Origin of the sequence: Pseudomonas aegrilactucae, assembly GCF_019168305.1 — a bacterium.
GTDB lineage: Bacteria > Pseudomonadota > Gammaproteobacteria > Pseudomonadales > Pseudomonadaceae > Aquipseudomonas > Aquipseudomonas aegrilactucae.
This window is the reverse complement of record NZ_JAHTBI010000009.1, coordinates 13,080-31,801: the sequence shown is the minus strand read 5'-3', so window position 1 is coordinate 31,801 and position 18,722 is coordinate 13,080. Positions and strand designations below refer to the sequence as shown.

The 18,722-nt window shown below is 63.8% G+C and carries 18 protein-coding genes and 1 pseudogene; 13 read left to right on the top strand and 6 right to left on the bottom strand.

From position 1 onward, the window contains the following. Positions 1-9 precede the first annotated feature (9 nt). Positions 10-642 (top strand): glutathione S-transferase, encoded by a 633-nt coding sequence (locus KUO17_RS03050; RefSeq protein ID WP_217973561.1) that lies wholly within the window; start codon positions 10-12, stop codon positions 640-642. Beyond that, positions 639-1,584 (top strand): annotated as a pseudogene (locus KUO17_RS03045) (Nudix family hydrolase). The gene KUO17_RS03050 and the pseudogene KUO17_RS03045 overlap by 4 nt, the downstream one beginning before the upstream one ends. Positions 1,585-1,694: 110 nt before the next feature. Here the strand turns inward: KUO17_RS03045 and KUO17_RS03040 are convergent. The 3 genes from KUO17_RS03040 to KUO17_RS03030 are packed head-to-tail and all read right to left on the bottom strand — an operon-like array spanning position 1,695 to position 5,258. Next, the gene (locus KUO17_RS03040; protein WP_217973560.1) at positions 1,695-2,255 is read right to left on the bottom strand and encodes a cob(I)yrinic acid a,c-diamide adenosyltransferase; all 561 of its coding nucleotides are present in this window, start codon (positions 2,253-2,255) and stop codon (positions 1,695-1,697) included. 2 nt (positions 2,256-2,257) lie between these two features. Continuing rightward, positions 2,258-4,294: a sensor histidine kinase gene (locus tag KUO17_RS03035; RefSeq protein ID WP_217973559.1), complete on the bottom strand. Its 2,037-nt coding sequence runs from the start codon at positions 4,292-4,294 to the stop codon at positions 2,258-2,260. A gap of 46 nt (positions 4,295-4,340) precedes the next feature. After that, a complete protein-coding gene (locus KUO17_RS03030) occupies positions 4,341-5,258 on the bottom strand; it encodes a putative 2-dehydropantoate 2-reductase (RefSeq protein ID WP_217973558.1) in 918 nt (305 codons plus the stop codon). 115 nt (positions 5,259-5,373) lie between these two features. On the opposite strand from KUO17_RS03030, the gene KUO17_RS03025 reads away from it, so the two are divergent. The 3 genes from KUO17_RS03025 (at position 5,374) to KUO17_RS03015 (ending at position 8,219) form a co-directional block, all read left to right on the top strand. Further along, the gene (locus tag KUO17_RS03025) at positions 5,374-5,859 is read left to right on the top strand and encodes a YajQ family cyclic di-GMP-binding protein (RefSeq protein ID WP_217973557.1); all 486 of its coding nucleotides are present in this window, start codon (positions 5,374-5,376) and stop codon (positions 5,857-5,859) included. 116 nt (positions 5,860-5,975) lie between these two features. Further along, positions 5,976-6,818 carry a mechanosensitive ion channel family protein gene (locus KUO17_RS03020; RefSeq protein ID WP_217973556.1) on the top strand — a complete coding sequence of 281 codons (843 nt, stop codon included), beginning with the start codon at positions 5,976-5,978 and terminating at the stop codon, positions 6,816-6,818. 156 nt (positions 6,819-6,974) lie between these two features. Continuing rightward, the gene (locus KUO17_RS03015; protein WP_217973555.1) at positions 6,975-8,219 is read left to right on the top strand and encodes an MFS transporter; all 1,245 of its coding nucleotides are present in this window, start codon (positions 6,975-6,977) and stop codon (positions 8,217-8,219) included. 3 nt (positions 8,220-8,222) lie between these two features. Here KUO17_RS03015 and KUO17_RS03010 read toward each other — a convergent pair whose 3' ends face one another. After that, positions 8,223-9,770 (bottom strand): AmpG family muropeptide MFS transporter, encoded by a 1,548-nt coding sequence (locus KUO17_RS03010; RefSeq protein ID WP_217973554.1) that lies wholly within the window; start codon positions 9,768-9,770, stop codon positions 8,223-8,225. A gap of 43 nt (positions 9,771-9,813) precedes the next feature. Next, on the bottom strand, positions 9,814-10,155 hold the full coding sequence (locus KUO17_RS03005; protein ID WP_217973553.1) for an MGMT family protein: 342 nt from the start codon (positions 10,153-10,155) through the stop codon (positions 9,814-9,816). A gap of 156 nt (positions 10,156-10,311) precedes the next feature. On the opposite strand from KUO17_RS03005, the gene KUO17_RS03000 reads away from it, so the two are divergent. The 5 genes from KUO17_RS03000 (at position 10,312) to groL (ending at position 14,992) form a co-directional block, all read left to right on the top strand. Further along, positions 10,312-11,319: a DUF481 domain-containing protein gene (locus tag KUO17_RS03000; protein ID WP_217973552.1), complete on the top strand. Its 1,008-nt coding sequence runs from the start codon at positions 10,312-10,314 to the stop codon at positions 11,317-11,319. 171 nt (positions 11,320-11,490) lie between these two features. Continuing rightward, the gene (locus KUO17_RS02995) at positions 11,491-12,222 is read left to right on the top strand and encodes a HugZ family pyridoxamine 5'-phosphate oxidase (RefSeq protein ID WP_217973551.1); all 732 of its coding nucleotides are present in this window, start codon (positions 11,491-11,493) and stop codon (positions 12,220-12,222) included. 66 nt (positions 12,223-12,288) lie between these two features. Beyond that, positions 12,289-12,747 (top strand): FxsA family protein, encoded by a 459-nt coding sequence (locus tag KUO17_RS02990; RefSeq protein ID WP_217973550.1) that lies wholly within the window; start codon positions 12,289-12,291, stop codon positions 12,745-12,747. Positions 12,748-13,001: 254 nt separating this feature from the next. After that, positions 13,002-13,295, top strand: a complete 294-nt coding sequence (locus tag KUO17_RS02985) for a co-chaperone GroES (protein ID WP_217973549.1) — start codon at positions 13,002-13,004, stop codon at positions 13,293-13,295. 47 nt (positions 13,296-13,342) lie between these two features. Further along, on the top strand, positions 13,343-14,992 hold the full coding sequence (groL, locus tag KUO17_RS02980) for a chaperonin GroEL (protein WP_217973548.1): 1,650 nt from the start codon (positions 13,343-13,345) through the stop codon (positions 14,990-14,992). Positions 14,993-15,056: 64 nt separating this feature from the next. Here groL and KUO17_RS02975 read toward each other — a convergent pair whose 3' ends face one another. Beyond that, complete coding sequence (locus KUO17_RS02975; RefSeq protein ID WP_217973547.1) at positions 15,057-15,788, bottom strand: phosphatase PAP2 family protein; 732 nt, start codon at positions 15,786-15,788, stop codon at positions 15,057-15,059. Positions 15,789-15,967: 179 nt separating this feature from the next. Between KUO17_RS02975 and colR the strand changes: the two genes are divergently transcribed. From colR to KUO17_RS02960, 3 genes are all read left to right on the top strand, one after another. Beyond that, positions 15,968-16,651 (top strand): two-component system response regulator ColR, encoded by a 684-nt coding sequence (gene colR / locus KUO17_RS02970; RefSeq protein WP_217973546.1) that lies wholly within the window; start codon positions 15,968-15,970, stop codon positions 16,649-16,651. After that, positions 16,641-17,942 carry a sensor histidine kinase gene (locus KUO17_RS02965; RefSeq protein ID WP_217973545.1) on the top strand — a complete coding sequence of 434 codons (1,302 nt, stop codon included), beginning with the start codon at positions 16,641-16,643 and terminating at the stop codon, positions 17,940-17,942. The genes colR and KUO17_RS02965 overlap by 11 nt, the downstream gene beginning before the upstream one ends. 96 nt (positions 17,943-18,038) lie before the next feature. Continuing rightward, positions 18,039-18,719: a class I SAM-dependent methyltransferase gene (locus tag KUO17_RS02960; protein WP_217973544.1), complete on the top strand. Its 681-nt coding sequence runs from the start codon at positions 18,039-18,041 to the stop codon at positions 18,717-18,719. Positions 18,720-18,722 lie beyond the last annotated feature (3 nt).

Genomic DNA, 18,722 nt, shown 5'->3' with positions numbered 1-18,722 from the left:
AGCCCCCCAATGAGCTACCAACTGATCATCGGCGACAAGCTGTATTCCTCCTGGTCGCTGCGCGCCGCCCTGGCCCTTGATCTGGCCAAGGCCCCGTATGACGAACTGCTGATCACACTCAATCAGCCCGATACCCGTCAGCGCATCCTCGAGCATTCCCCGACCGGCAAGGTCCCGCTGCTCAAGTCCGAGCATGGCACCATCGCCGACTCGCTGGCGATTGCCGAGTACCTGGCCGAGCGTCACCCCGACGCCAACCTGTGGCCCGCCGACCCCGCTGCACGCGCCCAGGCACGCTCGGCGTGTGCGCAGATGCACAGCGGCTTCTTCGCCTTGCGCAACAACATGCCGATGGACTTCAGCCGTGACCAGGCGCTGGAGTCTGTGCCGCTGGACGTGCAGGTGGATATCGAGCGCATCATAGCGTTGTGGTCCGAATGCCGCCTGGCGGCCAAGGCCAGCGGCCCGTACCTGTTCGGCGAGCTGAGCCTGGCCGATGCGTTCTTCGCCCCGGTGGCGGTGCGTCTGCGCACCTACCGCGTCGAGCTGCCAGCGCCAGCGGCGGCCTATGTCGAAGCCATCTACCAATGGCCGGCCTTCCAGGTCTGGCAACAGGCCGGGCTGGCGGAGCGTGCGCAGTGAAAAGGGTTCACGTAGCCGCTGCGGTCATCCGTGGCAGCGACGGGCGCATCCTGATTGCCCGACGCGCCGACAGCCAGCACCAGGGGGGGGCTGTGGGAGTTCCCAGGGGGCAAGGTCGAGGCGGGTGAAGCCGTCGAGACCGCCCTGGCCCGTGAGCTTCACGAAGAGCTGGGCATCGTGGTGACCCGGGCGCGACCGCTGATCAAGGTCTGCCATGACTATGCCGACAAGCAGGTGCTGCTGGATGTGTGGGAGGTCGACGGGTTTACCGGCGAGCCCCATGGCGCCGAAGGCCAGCCGTTGGCGTGGGTGTCGGCGCGGGAGCTGTCGCAGTACGACTTCCCCGAGGCCAACCAGCCGATCGTGGCGGCAGCGCGCCTGCCGGGCGACTACCTGATCACCCCTGGCGAGCTGGAGGCACCGCAACTGTTGCGCGGCATTCAGAAGGCCATTGCGGGCGGGATCAGGCTGGTGCAGTTGCGTGCGCCGAACGGCTACGACCCCAAGTACCGTGATGTGGCAGTGGATGCGGTGGGGCTGTGTGCGGGCAAGGCGCAGTTGATGCTCAAGGGGCCGCTGGAATGGCTGGGGGATTTCCCGTCTGCCGGCTGGCACCTGACGGCCGAGCAGTTGCGCAAGTACGCGCCCAAGGGCCGGCCGTTTCCCAAGGAGCGCTGGCTGGCGGCGTCGTGCCACAACGCTGAAGAACTGGCGCTGGCCGAGCAGATGGGGGTGGATTTCGTCACCCTGTCGCCGGTGCAGGCGACCCAGACCCATCCCGAGGCGGTACCGTTGGGCTGGGAGCAGGTCAGCGAGCTGATCGAAGGGTTCAACCGGCCGGTGTACGTACTGGGCGGTGTGGGGCCGGCTGATCGTGCGCGTGCCTGGCAGTGCGGTGCGCAGGGCGTGGCGGGGATTCGGGCGTTCTGGCCTGAGGCCTGAAACGGGGCTGCTTTGCAGCCCTTCGCTGGCAAGCCAGCTCCCACAAGGACCGCGCCGTATTCAAGGGTGGCACTGTACCTGTGGGAGCTGGCTGGCCAGCGAAGGCGTCCTCAGGGTTTGGCCGCAGCCTGCCACAACACCTCGGCCACCCCCTGGCGCCGCGCAATCACCCGTGCGGCCACGAACAGCAGATCCGACAACCGGTTGATATACGCCAACCCAACCCCCTCCAACGGTTCCAGTGCATTGAGCTGCTGGCAGCGCCGCTCCGCACTGCGCGCCACGCTGCGACACACATGGGCCTGGGCGATCAGCGCGCAGCCTCCTGGCAAGATGAAGTTCTCCAACGGCCCCAATTCCTCGTTCCAGTGATCGATGGCCGCCTCCAGTCGCGCCACTTCGGCCCCGTTCAACGCCTGGTAACTGGGCATCGCCAACTCGCCGCCCAGGTCGAACAGGCGATGCTGACACGGCGCCAGTACCTCGATGATTTCATCCAGCCCTTGTTCCGCCAGCCCTGCCAGCAACATGCCCAACTGGCTGTTGAGGGTGTCCACTTCGCCAATGGCATCGATGCGTGGGTGGTCCTTGGGTACCCGGCGCCCGTCGCCCAGGCCGGTTTCGCCTGTGTCGCCGGTGCGGGTGTAAATTTTCGACAAGCGAAAACCCATGCTCATGACTCCGTGGTAATAGAGGGGATAGACGCGACCGTGGCACTGTTCAAGGGCAGGCGCAAGGTGAAGCAGGTGCCCTGGCCGGGGGCCGACTGCACTTCCATCTGGCCCTTGTGGTTGTTGGTGATGATGAAGTACGACACCGACAGGCCCAAGCCTGTGCCCTGGCCGATTTCCTTGGTGGTGAAGAAGGGCTCGAAGGTGCGCTTGCGCACAGCTTCCGGCATGCCCACGCCGTTGTCTTCCACCTGGATCTCGGCCCAGGGCGGGTTGAGCCGGGTACGCAGGATGATGCGCCCCGGTTCGCTGTCGTCGGTGCGCTGGTGAATCGCCTGGGCGGCGTTCTTCAGCAGGTTGAGCAGGACCTGCTCCAGCTCGTTGGCCGTGCCCGGTACCGGGCCCAGCGCCGGGTCGAACTGGCGCACGATGGCCTGGCCCTTGAAGTCGAAACCGATGGTGAGGTCGAAGTCGTTGCCGGCGATCTCCACGGCCTGGTCGATCAGTGCCGGCAGGTCGCAAGGCGCCATCTGGCGGTTGCTGCGTCGGCTGAAGCTGAGCATGTGGGTCACGATCTTGGCCGCCCGTGCGCCGGCCTGCTGGATGCCATCGAGCAGTTGCGGCACCTGGCGGTTCTCCAGGTACTGGTTGACCGTGCCCAGGTCGATGCCGGTCTCACTGGCCTGTTCAAGGTTCTTGGGCAGGTCGGGCGACAGCCGCCGGCGGATGTTCTGCACGTTGTGCAGGATCGCGCCCAGCGGGTTGTTGATCTCGTGGGCCATGCCCGCGGCCAGGCCGCCCACCGAGAGCATTTTCTCCGACTGCACCATCATCTCTTCGAGCGACAGGCGCTGGGTGATGTCGTCGATACGGATCACCACGCCGCGCCCGCCGCCGCCCATCAGCGGATAGAAGGTCAGGGCATAGTGGCGTGCATCGTCGCCCTTGGTCCAGGTGACCCGCTCGATCTTGGCCACGCGGTGCTTCTCCACGCTCTCCTTGAGTTGCGGCAGAAACGGCTTGAGCGGCTCGAACGCGAGAAAGATCGGCTGGTTCAGCGCCTCATCCAGCGGGGTGCCGGAGAGGGCGCTGGCCTCCTGGTTCCACTGGGTCACGTAAAGCTGCTCGTCGAGGGCAATCAGCGCCGAGGGCATCGAGTCGATGATGCTGTTGAGGTAGTTCTGGAAACCGGTGAGCTTGCGCTCGATCTTGCTGCGCACCTGGACTTCCAGCTCCAGCTTGCGGTTGGTATGGCGAGTCTCCTGGGCCAGGCCCTGGGCCTGGTCATAGGCGGTCTGGAACTCGTCACGTGCGCGCTTGAGCTGCTGTTCGCGGGCCTCGATGCGCGACAGCATGGTATTGAAAGCCTCGGCCAGGCTGCCGATCTCGTCATGGTTGCCGGGCTGGGCGCGCAGGGCGTAGTTCTCTTCACGGGTGACCTGGCGCGAGAGCTGTTCGAGCTGGTAGATGGGCTGGGTGATCAGGCGCTTGATCTGGCGCGCGATCAGCATCCACAGCAGCACGCTGAATACCAGGATGCCCAGGCTTGCGGTCAGCGTACCGGTGTAGAACGCCATCGGCAGCTCGCTGCTGGCCACCAGCAGCAGGTGCCCGGGCGGGCTGCCGGGGCGTGGCAGGGTAATCAGCTGGGTACTGCGAAATTCGGTCAGGCGCCAGGACTCGATATTGCGGTAGCGCTTGGGCAAGGCCAGCACCTCACCGTGCTGCAGTTGCGCCAGCAGCTTGCCGTCGCTGCCGTACAGCGCCGCAGCGCGCAGCGGGGTGTAGCTGTCCAGCTCCTTGAGCAGGGTGTTGGCGGCTTGCGGGGAGTCGGCGGCGCGCTGCGCCAGTTCCGGGTTTGACACCAGCCGGCCGATGGTCTGCAGGGCCTGGGGCGCCATGGCCTCCTGGGAGATCCAGTAAGCGGCGCTGATGAAGGTCAGGTTGGCCACCAGCAGGATGGTGATCAGCAGCACCAGCAAGGCCGCCAGCAGTTTCTGGCCGACCGGCAGGTTTTCCAGGCGTTCGCGCAAGGGCATGGTGACGGCTTGATCCTGTGGATGAAGGGGCAGGGTAGCGGTGCCCTCAGTCGCTGGGCAAGCCGCGTGCGTTCAGGTGTTCGACCAGGCGCCGGTACAGCCGTTCAAGGTGCGCCTGCGGGCGACCGTGGCGGGTGGCGATGCGGCAGGCGTGGCCAAGCAGGTAGTGGATTTCGGTGCGTCGGCCGTTCAGCACATCCTGGTACATGGAAGAGTAGTTGGCAGCGGTGGCCTGGATCACCCGTTCCACTTCATCCTGCAGGCCCTCGGCAGCTTGCGGTTGCCCGCAGCACTGCAGCAGCTCGGCAAGCTCGGCACAGAGGGTGGCGACTTCGCAGTGATGCTCGGCCAGGCCGCCGTTGCGGCAATCGTGCAGCACCGTCAGGGGGTTGATCGCACAGTTGAGGGCCAGCTTGCGCCACAGCCGGGTCAGGATGTCGGGGGTCCACTGATGGGGGATACCGGCGTCGACAAGGTCGTCGAGCCACGCAGGCGGCAGCGGGTTGGCCGGGTCGCCCAGCCAGTTGAAGCCGTGCCCGGCAAAATTCACCTGCCAGTCGGCGTCGCGAAACGCGCCTTCGGTGCTGGAGGCGAAGATACAGCGTGCGTGCGGCACCTGGTTGGCCACCTCGTCCTGGCTGCCCAGGCCGTTCTGCAACAGGATCAGTTCGGCGTTGTGGGCCAGCCGAGGGGCCAGCCTGGCGACCGCCATGGGGGCGTCATACGCCTTGCAGGCCACCAGCAGACGATGGATGGGCGTGCTGGCCTCGGCGGTTTCGGCGGGGATCGCATGCTGTTGCGCCTGGCCCTGTTGCACCCGTGTCAGCCCGCCCGCCGCCTCGTAGGCCTGCAGGCGTTGCGGGTCGCGCAGGATCAGGCGCACCGCCTTGCCTGCCTGCGCCAGCCTGCAGGCCCAGAGGCTGCCCAGGCTTCCGGCGCCGAGAATATGCCAGGTGCTGCTCATCCGCGTTTCGCAACCGTTATAATGAGCCCGCATTTTAACCGTCAAACCCGGCGCGCTCCATCATGCTGTGCAAAATCAGGGCAGCGAGCGTGCGTTTATTTTTTGGAGAAAGGATATGCCGTCGTTCGACGTGGTATCGGAACTGGACAAGCACGAAGTCACCAACGCCGTGGAAAACGCGGTCAAGGAGCTCGACCGCCGCTACGACCTCAAGGGCAAGGGCAGCTTCGAGTTCAAGGAAAAGGAACTGACCGTCAACCTCACCGCCGAGGCAGAATTCCAGCTCGAGGCAATGATCGAGATCCTCAAGCTCGCGCTGGTCAAGCGCAAGATCGACGTGCAGTGCCTGGAGGTCAAGGATGCCTTCGCTTCGGGCAAGGTGATGAAGCAGGAAGCCACCTTGAAGGAAGGTATCGACAAGGAGCTGGCCAAGAAGATTGTCGCCCATATCAAGGACGCCAAGCTCAAGGTCCAGGCCGCCATCCAGGGCGAGCAGGTGCGTGTCACCGGCAAGAAGCGCGACGACCTGCAAGAGGCGATCGCCGCGCTGCGTGCCAAAGAGTTCGGCATGCCGTTGCAGTTCAACAACTTCCGTGACTGATAGCGGTTCGTCAGGAACCTTGGTGCCATTCTGGCGTCCGAGGTCCTTGCGGCCGCTGAAACGATTGCGGCGACACGGTTACCCGCTCATTGCCGCTCGGCATCAGGAGACAACGTATGGATTTGAACGCTGAAGTGGATCAGTTGGTCAGGGCTTCGCAGACCTGGATCCCGATGATCATGGAGTACGGCAGCCGCCTGTTGCTGGCGCTGCTGACCCTGGCCATCGGCTGGTGGGTGATCAACAAGGTCACCTACCGCCTGGGCAAACTGCTGGCCCTGCGCAATGCCGACCTGGCGTTGCAAGGCTTCATCAGCAGCCTGGCGAACATCATTCTGAAGATCCTGCTGGTGGTCAGCGTGGCCTCGATGATCGGTATCGAGACCACTTCGTTCGTGGCCGCCATCGGTGCCGCTGGCCTGGCCATCGGCCTGGCCCTGCAGGGCAGCCTGGCGAACTTCGCCGGTGGCGTGCTGATCCTGCTGTTCCGTCCGTTTCGCCTGGGCGACTGGATCGAGGCGCAGGGCGTCAGCGGTACGGTCGACAGTATCCAGATCTTCCACACCGTGCTGCGCACCGGTGACAACAAGACCGTGATCCTGCCCAACGGCAGCCTGTCCAACGGCATCATCACCAACACCAACCGTCAGCCGACGCGCAAGGTGGTGTTCGATGTGGGCGTGGACTACGAGGCTGACCTGCAGGCGGCGCGCAAGGTGTTGCTGGAACTGGCCAATGACCCGCGTGTACATCAGACGCCAGCGCCACAGGCGGTGATTTCCACCCTGGGTGACAGCTCGATCACCGTGTCGCTGCGTATCTGGGTGAACACGGCGGACTACTGGGATGTGATGTTCATGCTCAACGAGCATGCACGTGACCGTCTCAAGGCCGAGGGTATCGACATTCCCTTTCCGCAGCGGGTGATCCGCGTGGTGCAGGAAGCGGCGGTACAGTAACGCGGCCAACGTGCCGGCGCCTTCGCCAGCCAGGCTGGCTCCTGCGGGAGCACGCCTGGCTGGCGAAGTCATTACACTTGTTCACGTCTTGGTGCTACCCGCCCCCTGCCTTTTCTGGCATACAGGCTGGCCTGATTCCCCCTGCCAGGCCTTGCCATGCTCACCCCGCTTCTCAAGATCACCCCGTTCCGGGCCCTTTGCTTCGCCATGACCCTGGCCCTGTTCGAGTTGCTGACGTACCTTGCCAGCGACGTGGTCATGCCGGCCATGCCCACGGTGGTCAGCGATCTCAAGGCCAGCCCTGAATTCATCCCCCACGCGCTCAACCTCTACCTGCTCGGCGGGGTGCTGCTGCAATGGCTGATCGGCCCGCTGTCCGACCGTTACGGGCGTCGCCCGTTGCTGTTGTGGGGCTGCGCGCTGTTCGGCCTGGCGTGCCTGGCCACCTTCTGGGTCAAGGGCATCGAGCTGTTCAACCTGCTGCGGCTGCTGCAAGGCATCGGTCTGGGGTTCGTGGTCACGGTCAGCTACCCGGCCCTCAACGAGGCCTTCAGCGAAGCCGATGCGGTACGCATGATGGCCTTGCTGGCGAACATTGCCCTGCTGTCGCCGCTGCTGGGGCCGCTGGTCGGTACCGTGCTGCTGGAATGGGTGTCGTGGCGCTGGCTGTTCGTGCTGTTCGCAGGCTTCGCGGTGCTGGCCTGGTGTGCGCTGTACCGCTTCATGCCTGAAACCCTCGGGGTGGAACGGCGCGACGGCACACGGCTGGCGTTCGAGCCCATCCACTTGTTGCCGCTGCTGGCCGGGTACGCCCAGTTGTTGCGCAACCGCCGGTTTGTCGCCGGCAGCGCCGCGCTGGGCCTGGTGGGGCTGCCGCTGATTGGCTGGATCGGCCTGTCGCCGGTGCTGCTGATTCACGATCAAGGGCTGAGCACCTTCGACTACGCGCTGTGGCAGATGCCGGTGTTCGGCGGCCTGATCCTGGGCAATCTGATCATCAACCGCATCGCCGACCGGTATACCCTGCCTGCGCTGATCCGTCTGGCGCTGTGGCCGTTCGTGATCGGGCTGGGCGCTGCGCTGCTGTGCACCTGGCTCGTGCCCAGCGTAGTCAGCCTGGTGGCGGGCCTGTCGGTGTATGCGATGGGGCTGGGCATTGCCAACGCGGTGCTGTACCGCATCACGCTGTTCTCCAGCGAGCAGAGCAAGGGCCTGGTGTCGGCCATGCTGGGCATGATCACCATCGCCTTGCTGGGCCTGGGCGGGGTATTGCTGGCGATGCTGGGGGCGGGGGCAAGCCTGTTGAGCTTTGCCCTGGCATCGGGCGCCGCCGGCCTGCTGGCGCTGTGGCCGCTGCGCTCGCTGCTGGCCAGTGACGCCAAGGCGGCGTCGCTGGCCTAGCCGTCAGGGGCGCTCGGCGGCTTCGCTGTCGGTCTGCGCCTGCCGGGTGCGGCGCAGTTCCTGATGCCAGTGCAAGGCGATCAGGATCAGCGTCGGTACGCCGAGCAGGGCCGTGATCAGGAAGAAGTCGTGGTAGCCGTACTTTTCCACCATCACCCCCGAGTAGCCACCGATCAGGCGCGGCAGCAGCAGCATGATCGAGCTGAGCAGCGCGTATTGGGTGGCCGAGAACTTGAGGTTGGTCAGGCTCGACAGGTAGGCCACGAAGGCCGATGTCGCCAGGCCCGAGCTGAAGTTGTCGAGTGAAATGGTCACCACCAGCATCTGCAGGTTGGCGCCCATGTCGGCCAGCATCAGGAACAGGATATTGGTGGCCGCCGAGGCCACCCCGCCGATGAACAGGATCGGCAGGATACCGAAGCGCACGATCAGCAGGCCGCCCATGCCGGCGCCCACCAGGGTCATGATCAGGCCGAAGATCTTGCTCACGCTGGCGATCTGGTCCTTGGTGAAGCCCTGATCGATGTAGAACACGTTGGCCATCACGCCCATCACCGTGTCCGACATGCGGTAGGTGGCGATCAGCCCGAGCAGCAGCAGGGCCTGCCAGCGGTAGCGCAGGATGAAGTCGTTTACCGGGGTCAGCACCGGCGCCAGGCCGCGTCGGCCCATGGACGACAGGCACAGGCCCGTGAGAAGAATATAGAGGATGGCGCGCAGGAAGGCGCGGTCTTCCAGCAGCAGGTCGAGCAGGCTGGCGCCCTCGAACAGCACACTGGCGAAGTCGGTGTTGTACAGCTGGGTGAACATGGCCGGTACCGACACCAGCAGGATGATCAGCACGAACACCGAGGCCAACTGGTGGCCGAAGCCGTAGCGCGCGGCCGACAGCTGGGTGCGCAATGGCACTGGCGGTTCACGCATCAGCAGGGTAGTGATCACTGCCGGCAGCATCAGCACGCCGAACAGCACGTAGGTGCCGGTCCAGGCACTGTGCTTGTAGCTGAAACCGGTGGAGCCGAAGCCTTCGGCGAAAAACAGTGCACCGGCGGTTGCCAGCAGGGCCGCGACCCGGTAGCCGGCCATGTAGCTGGCGGCCAAGGCAGCCTGACGCTGATCGTCGGCGATTTCCAGGCGGTAGGCGTCGACGGCGATGTCCTGGGTGGCCGAGGCGAAGGCCACCAGTACCGCCAGTGCGATCAGCCACGACAGGTGCTTTTGCGGGTCGCAAAAACCCATGCCGACCAGCCCGATCACCACCAGGATCTGCGACAGTACCAGCCAGGAACGGCGTCGGCCCAGCTTGCCCAGCAATGGCAGGCGCCACTGGTCGAGCAGCGGCGACCACACCCATTTGAAGGCATAGGCCAGGCCGATCAGGCTGGCATAACCGATGGTTTCGCGGGCGACCCCGGCCTCACGCAGCCAGACCGACAGGGTCGAGAACACCAACATGTAGGGCAGGCCGGCGGCAAAGCCGAGCAGCAACAGCACCAGGGTCGACGGGCTGGCATAGGCAGCAAGCGCAGCGCGCCAGGTTTTACGGGGCATGGGCCAACATCTGCCTCAAGTTTACGAAAACAAAGCGCGCACTCTAACCGCTGTGCTCCATTGGGCGCCAGCCATGGCGCAACATATCCACACGATTGTTCCGGACGGTCACGCCTTCGGCCCGCAGGCGTGCCCGCTGCTCGTCCCCGGAGGGTGTGCCGAGGGCCAGGCTCAGGCGCCCGCCAGCGCCCAGCACACGGTGCCAGGGCAGGCGGGTGTCGCCTGGCAACTGGCTCAGCGTGCGTCCGACCCAGCGCGCGGCACGGCCCAGTCCAGCCTGGGCGGCCAACTCACCATAGCTGACCACCTTGCCCGGCGGGACCTGCCCGAGCACCAGATAGAGGGCCGTTCGTCGGTCTTCTGCGCGTTGCTGTGCGTCGCTCATGGCGTTGCTCACCGCGGCGTGCAGGCACGTGCGGCACGATTCACCGCACAAATACGAAGTGAACTCATCGGCATGGGGGGTGTCAGTCCTTGTTCTGCTGGCGGGTATCTGGATAATGCCCGACTTTTTCCGCGAACCCGAGTTTCTGTGCTGCCTATGTATTCTAGAACCCTGCTGTGCCTGTTGATGACTGGTGTGTGTGCCCCGGCGTTTGCCGACACCGTGTGGATGAAGAACGGTGACCGGCTCAGCGGCAAGATCAAGGTGTTCGATGGCGGCAAGTTGCTGCTGGAAACCGAGTATGGCGGTTCGATTGCGCTGGACTGGAAAAAGGTCAAGACCCTGGAGAGCGACCAGGAGCTGCTGGTCAAGCAGGACGCCTACACCGGCGAGAAGGCCAAGTCGTTACAGGCCGGTGACGAGGGCCAGGTGATCCTGGCCAATGGCGACGCGCCCAAGGCAGTGGAGCTGGCCAGTATCCAGCAGATCATGAAGCCCAAGCCTGTGGTCGAAGACCTCATCTGGAAGGGCAACGTCGACCTTGCGCTGGACTACAAGCGTGCCGAGACCGACAGCGACGACTACGATGTCGGCTTCAAGACCACCGCGCGCCACGGGCGCTGGCGGCACAATGCCGAAGGCGAGTACAACCGCGAGACCAAGGACGACGTCACCACCACCAACAACTGGAGCGCCGAATACGCGCTGGACCGCTTCATTACCGAAAAATGGTTCTGGCAGGGGCGGCTCAACTACAAGCGTGACCATATCGAAGACCTGGCGCGCCAGCGCACCGTCGGTACGGGCCCGGGCTATCAGTTCTGGGATGACGAGCTGGGGGCGTTCTCGCTGGGCTCGCTGCTCAACCGCACCGACTATGAGTACGCTGATGGTGGCAAGGACAACTTCTATTCGCTGGGCGTGAAGTGGGACTACAACCGTTATCTGATTGGCAAGCGTGTCGAGCTGTTTACCAACGGTGAAGTGGGCAAGCCGCTGGGTGGCGTGGCCGACTACAGCCTGGATGCCCAGGTGGGCCTGCGCTACAAGGTGACCGAGTGGGCGTCGCTGAACATGAAGGCCGAGAAGGACATCATCAGTGGCACCAGCGACAGTGACCTGGACAAGACGCGCTACACCGTGGGCTTCGGCGTCGCCTGGTAAACCGCTTTCGCTGGCAAGCCAGCTCCCACATGGACCGCACATGCCTTGAGACCGATGCAGGTCCTGTGGGAGCTGGCTTGCCAGCGAAGGGCTGCACAGCAGCCCACTTGGCAATCGCCACCGATGATGATTACCTTGTCGCCATTCCCTCTTTATCAGGAGCACACCCCCGTGAGCGCGAAGGCTGCAAGGCACGCAAGAGAGCTGTTGCTCAAGGAGTACCGCGGCGTACTCTCGACCCATTCCAAGTCCATGCCCGGCTTTCCCTTCGGTTCGGTGGTGCCCTATTGCCTGGACGCCCAGGGCAACCCGTTGATCCTGATCAGCCGCATTGCCCAGCACACCCATAATCTGCAGAAAGACCCCAAGTGCTCCCTGCTGGTGGGCGAGCGCGACGCCCAGGACGTGCAGGCGGTCGGCCGTCTCACCGTGCTGGCCGAGGCCCATAAGCTGGAAGAGGGCGCCGCCATCGACGCCGCTGCCGAACGCTACTACCGCTACTTTCCCGAATCGAGCCAGTACCACAGTGCCCACGATTTCGACTTCTGGGTCCTCAAGCCGGTACGCCATCGCTATATCGGCGGCTTCGGCGCGATTCACTGGCTTGACGACGTGACCCTGGCCAACCCGTTTGCCGGCAAGGCCGAGACCAGCATGGTCGAGCACATGAATGCCGACCATGCCAATGCCATTGCCCACTATGTCGAACTGAGCGGCCTGCCCACGAGCGCGGCGGCCACGCTGGTGGGGGTCGATGTCGAGGGCCTGCACCTGCGCATCGGCCAGGGCCTCTACTGGCTGGCGTTTGCGCAGCCTTGCAACACACCGATACAAGTGCGCGAAGCCCTGGTTTTACTGGCTCGCGCCGAAAAATGGCCGGCCCGGCAGGGGGCAGAGGGTTGAAAACGCAACGACGAGCAACCATTTAGGGTCTTACCTGCAAGGACATCTTGCGTAGAGGAACCCTTGATGCGTGCTTTTTTACTGCTGTTTCTTCTTTTCCCGGTGCTGGAGTTGTATGTCTTTTTCAAAGTCAGCACCGCGATCGGCTTTTTCCCGGCGCTGCTGCTGATCATCGCCGGCTCCGCCCTTGGCGTGCTGGTGGTGCGTGTGGCGGGCCTTGCCACGGCGCTGCGTGCGCGTGAAAGCCTGCAACGCGGCGAACTGCCGGCCGAGGACATGTTCCACGGCCTGATGCTGGCGCTGGGTGGCGGCCTGCTGCTGATCCCCGGCTTCATCAGCGACGTGATCGGCCTGATCGTGCTGATGCCGTTCAGCCGTCGCCTGCTGGCCGGCAAACTGCGCCAGCGCGCCGAAGCCCAGGCCATGCGTCAGCGCGCGTTTGGCGACGACCCGTTCACGTCAGCGCCCGGCACGCCGCGCCAGCCCAATGTGATCGAAGGCGAATACGAGAAGCGCGATCAGTGATCTCGCCCGCGTAGCATGAAACGGCCCCTCGGGGCCGTTTTTCATTGGCGCCCGGGCGAGGCAAAAAAATTCATTGCCAAGCCTTGTAATTGCCTTGGGCGACCTCATGTATGGGTCACCGCAAGGTTTCTGGGCGTTTGACCCAGACAATACATGCGTGGCCCGTCCTGCGGTCCACGATCGGCTACGCCGAAAGCATCAACCCGCCGGTAACGATACCGGCCGATGAAAACCACAATCAGGAGAGATCGACAATGAAGCTTCGTCCTCTGCATGACCGCGTCGTTATCCGTCGCAGCGAAGAAGAAAAGAAAACCGCTGGCGGTATCGTGCTGCCAGGTTCGGCTGCCGAAAAAGCCAACAGCGGTGAAGTCATCGCCGTCGGTACCGGCCGCGTCCTGGACAACGGTGAAGTGCGTGCGTTGGCCGTGAACGTGGGTGACAAAGTGGTTTTCGGCCCGTACTCGGGCAGCAACACTGTGAAAGTTGACGGCGAAGACCTGCTGGTAATGGCTGAGAACGAAATTCTCGCCGTTATCGAAGGCTGATTCCGCTGGTTTCCCGTTACTCCAAAGTATTCAAGGATTAAACGATCATGGCTGCTAAAGACGTAAAATTCGGCGATTCCGCCCGTAAGAAAATGCTGGTTGGTGTCAACGTTCTGGCTGACGCGGTAAAAGCGACCCTGGGCCCGAAAGGCCGCAACGTGGTCCTGGCCAAGAGCTTCGGCGCTCCGACCATCACCAAAGACGGTGTGTCGGTTGCCAAGGAAATCGAACTCAAGGACGCCTTCGAGAACATGGGCGCGCAACTGCTCAAGGACGTAGCCTCCAAGGCTAACGACGAAGCAGGCGACGGCACCACCACCGCCACCGTTCTGGCTCAGGCCATCGTCAGCGAAGGCCTCAAAGCCGTAGCTGCCGGCATGAACCCGATGGACCTGAAGCGCGGTATCGACAAGGCCACCATCGCCATTGTCAAAGAGCTGAAGAACCTGGCCAAGCCGTGCACCGACTCCAAGGCCATCGCCCAGGTCGGCACCATCTCTGCCAACTCCGACACCTCCATCGGCGAAATCATTGCCGAAGCCATGGAAAAAGTCGGTAAAGAAGGCGTGATCACCGTTGAAGAAGGCTCGGGCCTGGAGAACGAACTGTCGGTTGTAGAAGGCATGCAGTTCGACCGTGGCTACCTGTCCCCGTACTTCGTCAACAAGCCGGACACCATGGTTGCCGAGCTCGACGGCCCGCTGCTGCTGCTGGTCGACAAGAAGATCTCCAACATCCGCGAACTGCTGCCAGTACTGGAAGCCGTTGCCAAGGCCGGCCGTCCGCTGCTGATCGTGGCTGAAGACGTCGAAGGCGAAGCGCTGGCGACCCTGGTGGTCAACAACATGCGCGGCATCGTCAAGGTTGCTGCGGTCAAGGCACCAGGCTTCGGCGACCGCCGCAAGGCCATGCTGCAGGACATCGCTGTCCTGACCGGCGGTACCGTGATCTCCGAAGAAATCGGCCTGAGCCTGGAGTCCGCTACCCTGGATCACCTGGGTAACGCCAAGCGTGTGACCCTGTCCAAGGAAAACACCACCATCATCGACGGTGCTGGCGTTGAAGCCGACATCGAAGCACGCGTCAAGCAGATCCGTGCCCAGATCGAAGACACCTCCTCGGACTACGACCGTGAAAAACTGCAAGAGCGCCTGGCCAAGCTGGCTGGCGGTGTTGCCGTGATCAAGGTCGGTGCTGGCACCGAAGTTGAAATGAAAGAGAAGAAAGCCCGCGTTGAAGACGCTCTGCACGCTACCCGTGCAGCCGTCGAAGAAGGCGTGGTACCTGGCGGTGGCGTGGCGCTGGTGCGTTCGCTGCAGGCCATTGCCGACCTCAAAGGCGAAAACGAAGACCAGAACGTGGGTATCCAGCTGCTGCGTCGCGCCGTTGAATCCCCACTGCGTCAGATCGTTGCCAACGCCGGCGACGAGCCAAGCGTTGTGGTCGACAAGGTCAAGCAAGGTTCGGGCAACTTCGGTTACAACGCTGCTACCGGCGAGTACGGCGACATGATCGAAATGGGCATCCTGGACCCGGCCAAAGTGACCCGTTCGGCACTGCAGGCCGCGGCCTCGATCGGTGGTCTGATGATCACTACCGAAGCCATGGTTGCCGATGCGCCTGAAGACAAGGCTGCCGGTGGCATGCCTGACATGGGCGGCATGGGTGGTATGGGCGGCATGGGCGGCATGATGTAAGCCAGCCTTACCCGCTTGAAGAAGAGCCCCGCCTTGTGCGGGGCTTTTTGTTGTGCGGCCCGACCTACGCTGGCATCGGCACCTGCACCACCACCGGCCGCCGATACAGCACCAGCCAGTAACACCCCAGCCCGATCAACCAGCAGAACACTGCCGTCCACACGTTGTGCGAAAAGAAGTGTGCACCCTGCAGCATCCTGCCCAGCGAAAACACCAGCCCCAGGCCGAACGCAAACACCAGCGCCGCTCGCGCCAGGCGTGGCTTGCGGTCACGCAGGGCAAAAAACAGTGCAAACAGGGTGAACCCCGTGGCGGCATGCCCACCCGGCCAGCAGCGCCCGGGCTTGTCGGTGGCCGGGCGCGGGCTGAGCAGCTTGCTGTAGGTTTGCTGCCCGCCGAACTCACTCAGGCTCCACGGGCACTGCACTGCCGTCACGGCCTTGAGTGGCGTCACGAAACCTGTCGACAGGCCCATCGCCAGCACCAGGCAACCCAGTTCCCTGCGCCATGATTTCAAGCGCTGCACGCCGAAACTGGCAGCGAAGCCGGCAATGGCCAGCACGGCGAACAGGATGACCATCTGCTTGGCCCGGTCATGCAGGATGTCTTCGAGAAAGTAGCTGTGGCGTCCGATGAACTGGCCGGCCATCGGGTCGAAGGCGAGCCTGGCCAGGGTCATGTCCAGGTCGGTCAGTTCCAGCAGGATCAGGCTGATCGCGGTCAGCACGGGAATGCCCAGGGCAATCCACAGGTTCAGTGGGCGAGACGCCGGCGGGGGTGGTGGCAAGTCAGGCATGGCAGGTCCGGGCGGGCAATGGAAACTGCCGATTGTCGGCGTGTGCGCCTACGCTGTGCGTGAAGCCTGGGTGAAAAAAATGTCAGGTGCGATTAAATCCATCGTGCGCTGGCGGGGCCTGGCCGATGGCCTTAAGCTGCGCCTGCCAAGCAGGCAAACGAGGACGGGGAGAGGTACCGATGCGAATTCTACTGGTTGAAGACAACCGCGATATTCTGGCCAATCTGGCCGACTATCTGGGGCTCAAGGGCTACACCGTCGATTGCGCCCAGGACGGTCTGTCGGGGTTGCACCTGGCCGCCACCGAGCACTATGACCTGATCGTGCTCGACATCATGCTCCCCGGCATCGACGGCTACACGCTGTGCAAGCGTCTGCGCGAAGACGCGCGCCGCGATACCCCGGTCATCATGTTGACCGCGCGCGATCAGCTCGACGATCGCCTGCAGGGCTTTCGCTCCGGTGCCGATGACTACCTGCTCAAGCCCTTTGCCCTGTCGGAGCTGGCCGCACGTATCGAAGCGGTGCTGCGTCGGGCCCAGGGCGGCGGGCGCCGCAGCCTGCAGGTCGGTGACCTCAGTTATGACCTGGACACCCTGGAAGTGACCCGCCAGGGCAAGTTCCTCAAGCTCAACCCCGTGGGCCTCAAGCTGCTTGCCGTGCTGATGCAGAAGAGCCCGCACGTGTTGCGCCGCGAAGTCCTCGAAGAAGCCCTGTGGGGCGATGACTGCCCCGACAGCGACAGCCTGCGCAGCCATGTGCACCAACTGCGCCAGGTGATCGACAAGCCGTTCGAAAAGCCGCTGCTGCACACCGTGCATGGCGTGGGCTATCGTCTGGCCGAGGGCCGAGATGGAGTTTAAGCAGAGCCTTGCCCAGCGGATCATCATCGCCTTTGCGCTGATGAGTGCGCTGGTCGCCGGGGCATTCGCCTTCGGCATTGTCGCCACCGTTCACCTGGTCGAAGAGCGGCTGATTTCCACGGTGCTGGGTGGCGACCTGAAACGCATGCTGCTGATGGACACCGTCTCTGAGTGGAGCCATCGGCCGCGCCCGGATCAGTTGTTCTACTACAGCGGCGGGCGCGACGATTTCGACCTGCCCAAGGACCTGCGACACCTTGGCCCCGGTTTTCACGAGGTGTTCCGCGAGCACCTGTCGTACCACGCCATGGTCGAAGTGGTCGATGGTCGCCACTATGTGCTGCTGCAGGACCAGAGCGACTTCGAGGAGCGTGAGCGCCTGCTGTTCGCCGTGGTGGTGGTCGGTTTCGTGCTCAGCCTGGCGCTGGCGGTGTTCCTGGGCTGGGTACTGGCCCGCCGGGTGATGGCGCCGGTGATCCGCCTGGCGCGCCAGGTGCGCCATCGCGATCAGTTGCTGGGGTTGGCACCGCCGCTGGCGCCGGACTACGCCGCCGACGAGGTGGGTCAGCTGGCCGTGGCGTTCGACGCCACCCTGGGACGCCTGCGTGATGCGCTGACCCGTGAACGGCTGTTCACCAGCGACGTCAGCCATGAGCTGCGTACACCCTTGATGGTGCTGGCCAGTTCCTGCGAACTGTTGCTGGAGAACCCGGCGATCGACACCCGCGCACGTGCCCAGGTGGAGCGTATCTCGCGGGCCACTGAAGAGATGCGCGAACTGGTTCAGACCTTCCTCATGCTCGCCCGCGCCCAGCGCGACGAAGGCGCCGTGGCCTCGCGGGCGAGCCTGCGCGAGGTGGGCAACGAGCTGATCGGCGTGTGGCGCGACACCATCGAGCAGAAGGGCCTGACGCTCAGCTACCACGACACCGGTGCACTGGCGACACTGTACAACGCCACCTTCCTGCAGTCGGTGATGGGCAACCTGCTGCGCAATGCGGCGCACTACACCGAGCAGGGCTATATCCGCCTGACCCTGGAACCTGACGGGTTTACCGTCGAGGACAGCGGCGTGGGGATCCCGGAGGAGCACCGTGAAGCCATGTTCCAACCGTTCGTGCGTGGCGGTGAAAAACGCGGCGACGGCCTGGGGCTGGGCCTGTCGCTGGTGCAGCGGATCTGTGAGGACCAGGGCTGGGTCGTCAGCTTGAGCGCTGCCGAGCCGCACGGCTGCCGCTTTCATGTGGCGTTGGGCAAGGTCGACCCGCAGGCGCCTGGCAGCGCCCTGTAGTTGTTGTCGAAGGCTTACATATTTTTCACCTTCGCATGACCTGGCGCCAACGTTGCCCCGCCTAAGGTAGGGCGCATTGGAGTCAGGAGATGCACCATGCGCAGTCCCATCAAGCTCGAGTTTTCCGACAAGTACGATCAGCAACACGCCCAGCAATACTTCCACAAGCACCAGGACGGCCTGGCCCGTCGCCTGTCACATCAGCGCGACGAGCAACTGGCACGGCGTGCCCTGGCGCTGGCCGGCGAGCCTGGCCTGGTGCTCGACCTGCCCAGTGGTGCCGGGCGTTTCTGGCCGCTGCTGGCCGAAAAGGCCAACCGTGTGATCATCGGTGCGGACAACTCCGCCGCCATGCTCGAAACCGCCTGTCGTTCACAGCCGGCCGAAGTGGTGAAGCGGGTACGGCCCTTGCAAACCTCTGCGTTCGCTATCGATCTTCCGGATAACGCAGTGGATAGCATCTTCTGCATGCGGTTGTTCCACCATATTGGTGAAGCGGCCCACCGCAAGGCAATTCTTTCAGAGTTTCAACGGGTTAGCCGTGACAGCGTGATTGTCTCGCTGTGGGTCGACGGCAACATCAAGGCGTGGCGGCGCAAGAAGCTTGAAGCACGGCGTAACGCCAGCCGAGCCGACGGCAGTTACCAGAATCGCTTTGTGTTACCGCAGGCTACGGTTGAGGAAGAATTTGAAACTGCGGGTTTCCGTATTCAGGAACGCATGGATTTCTTGCCGTTCTACGCCATGTGGCGGGTCTACGTATTGCGCAAGGGGTAACAG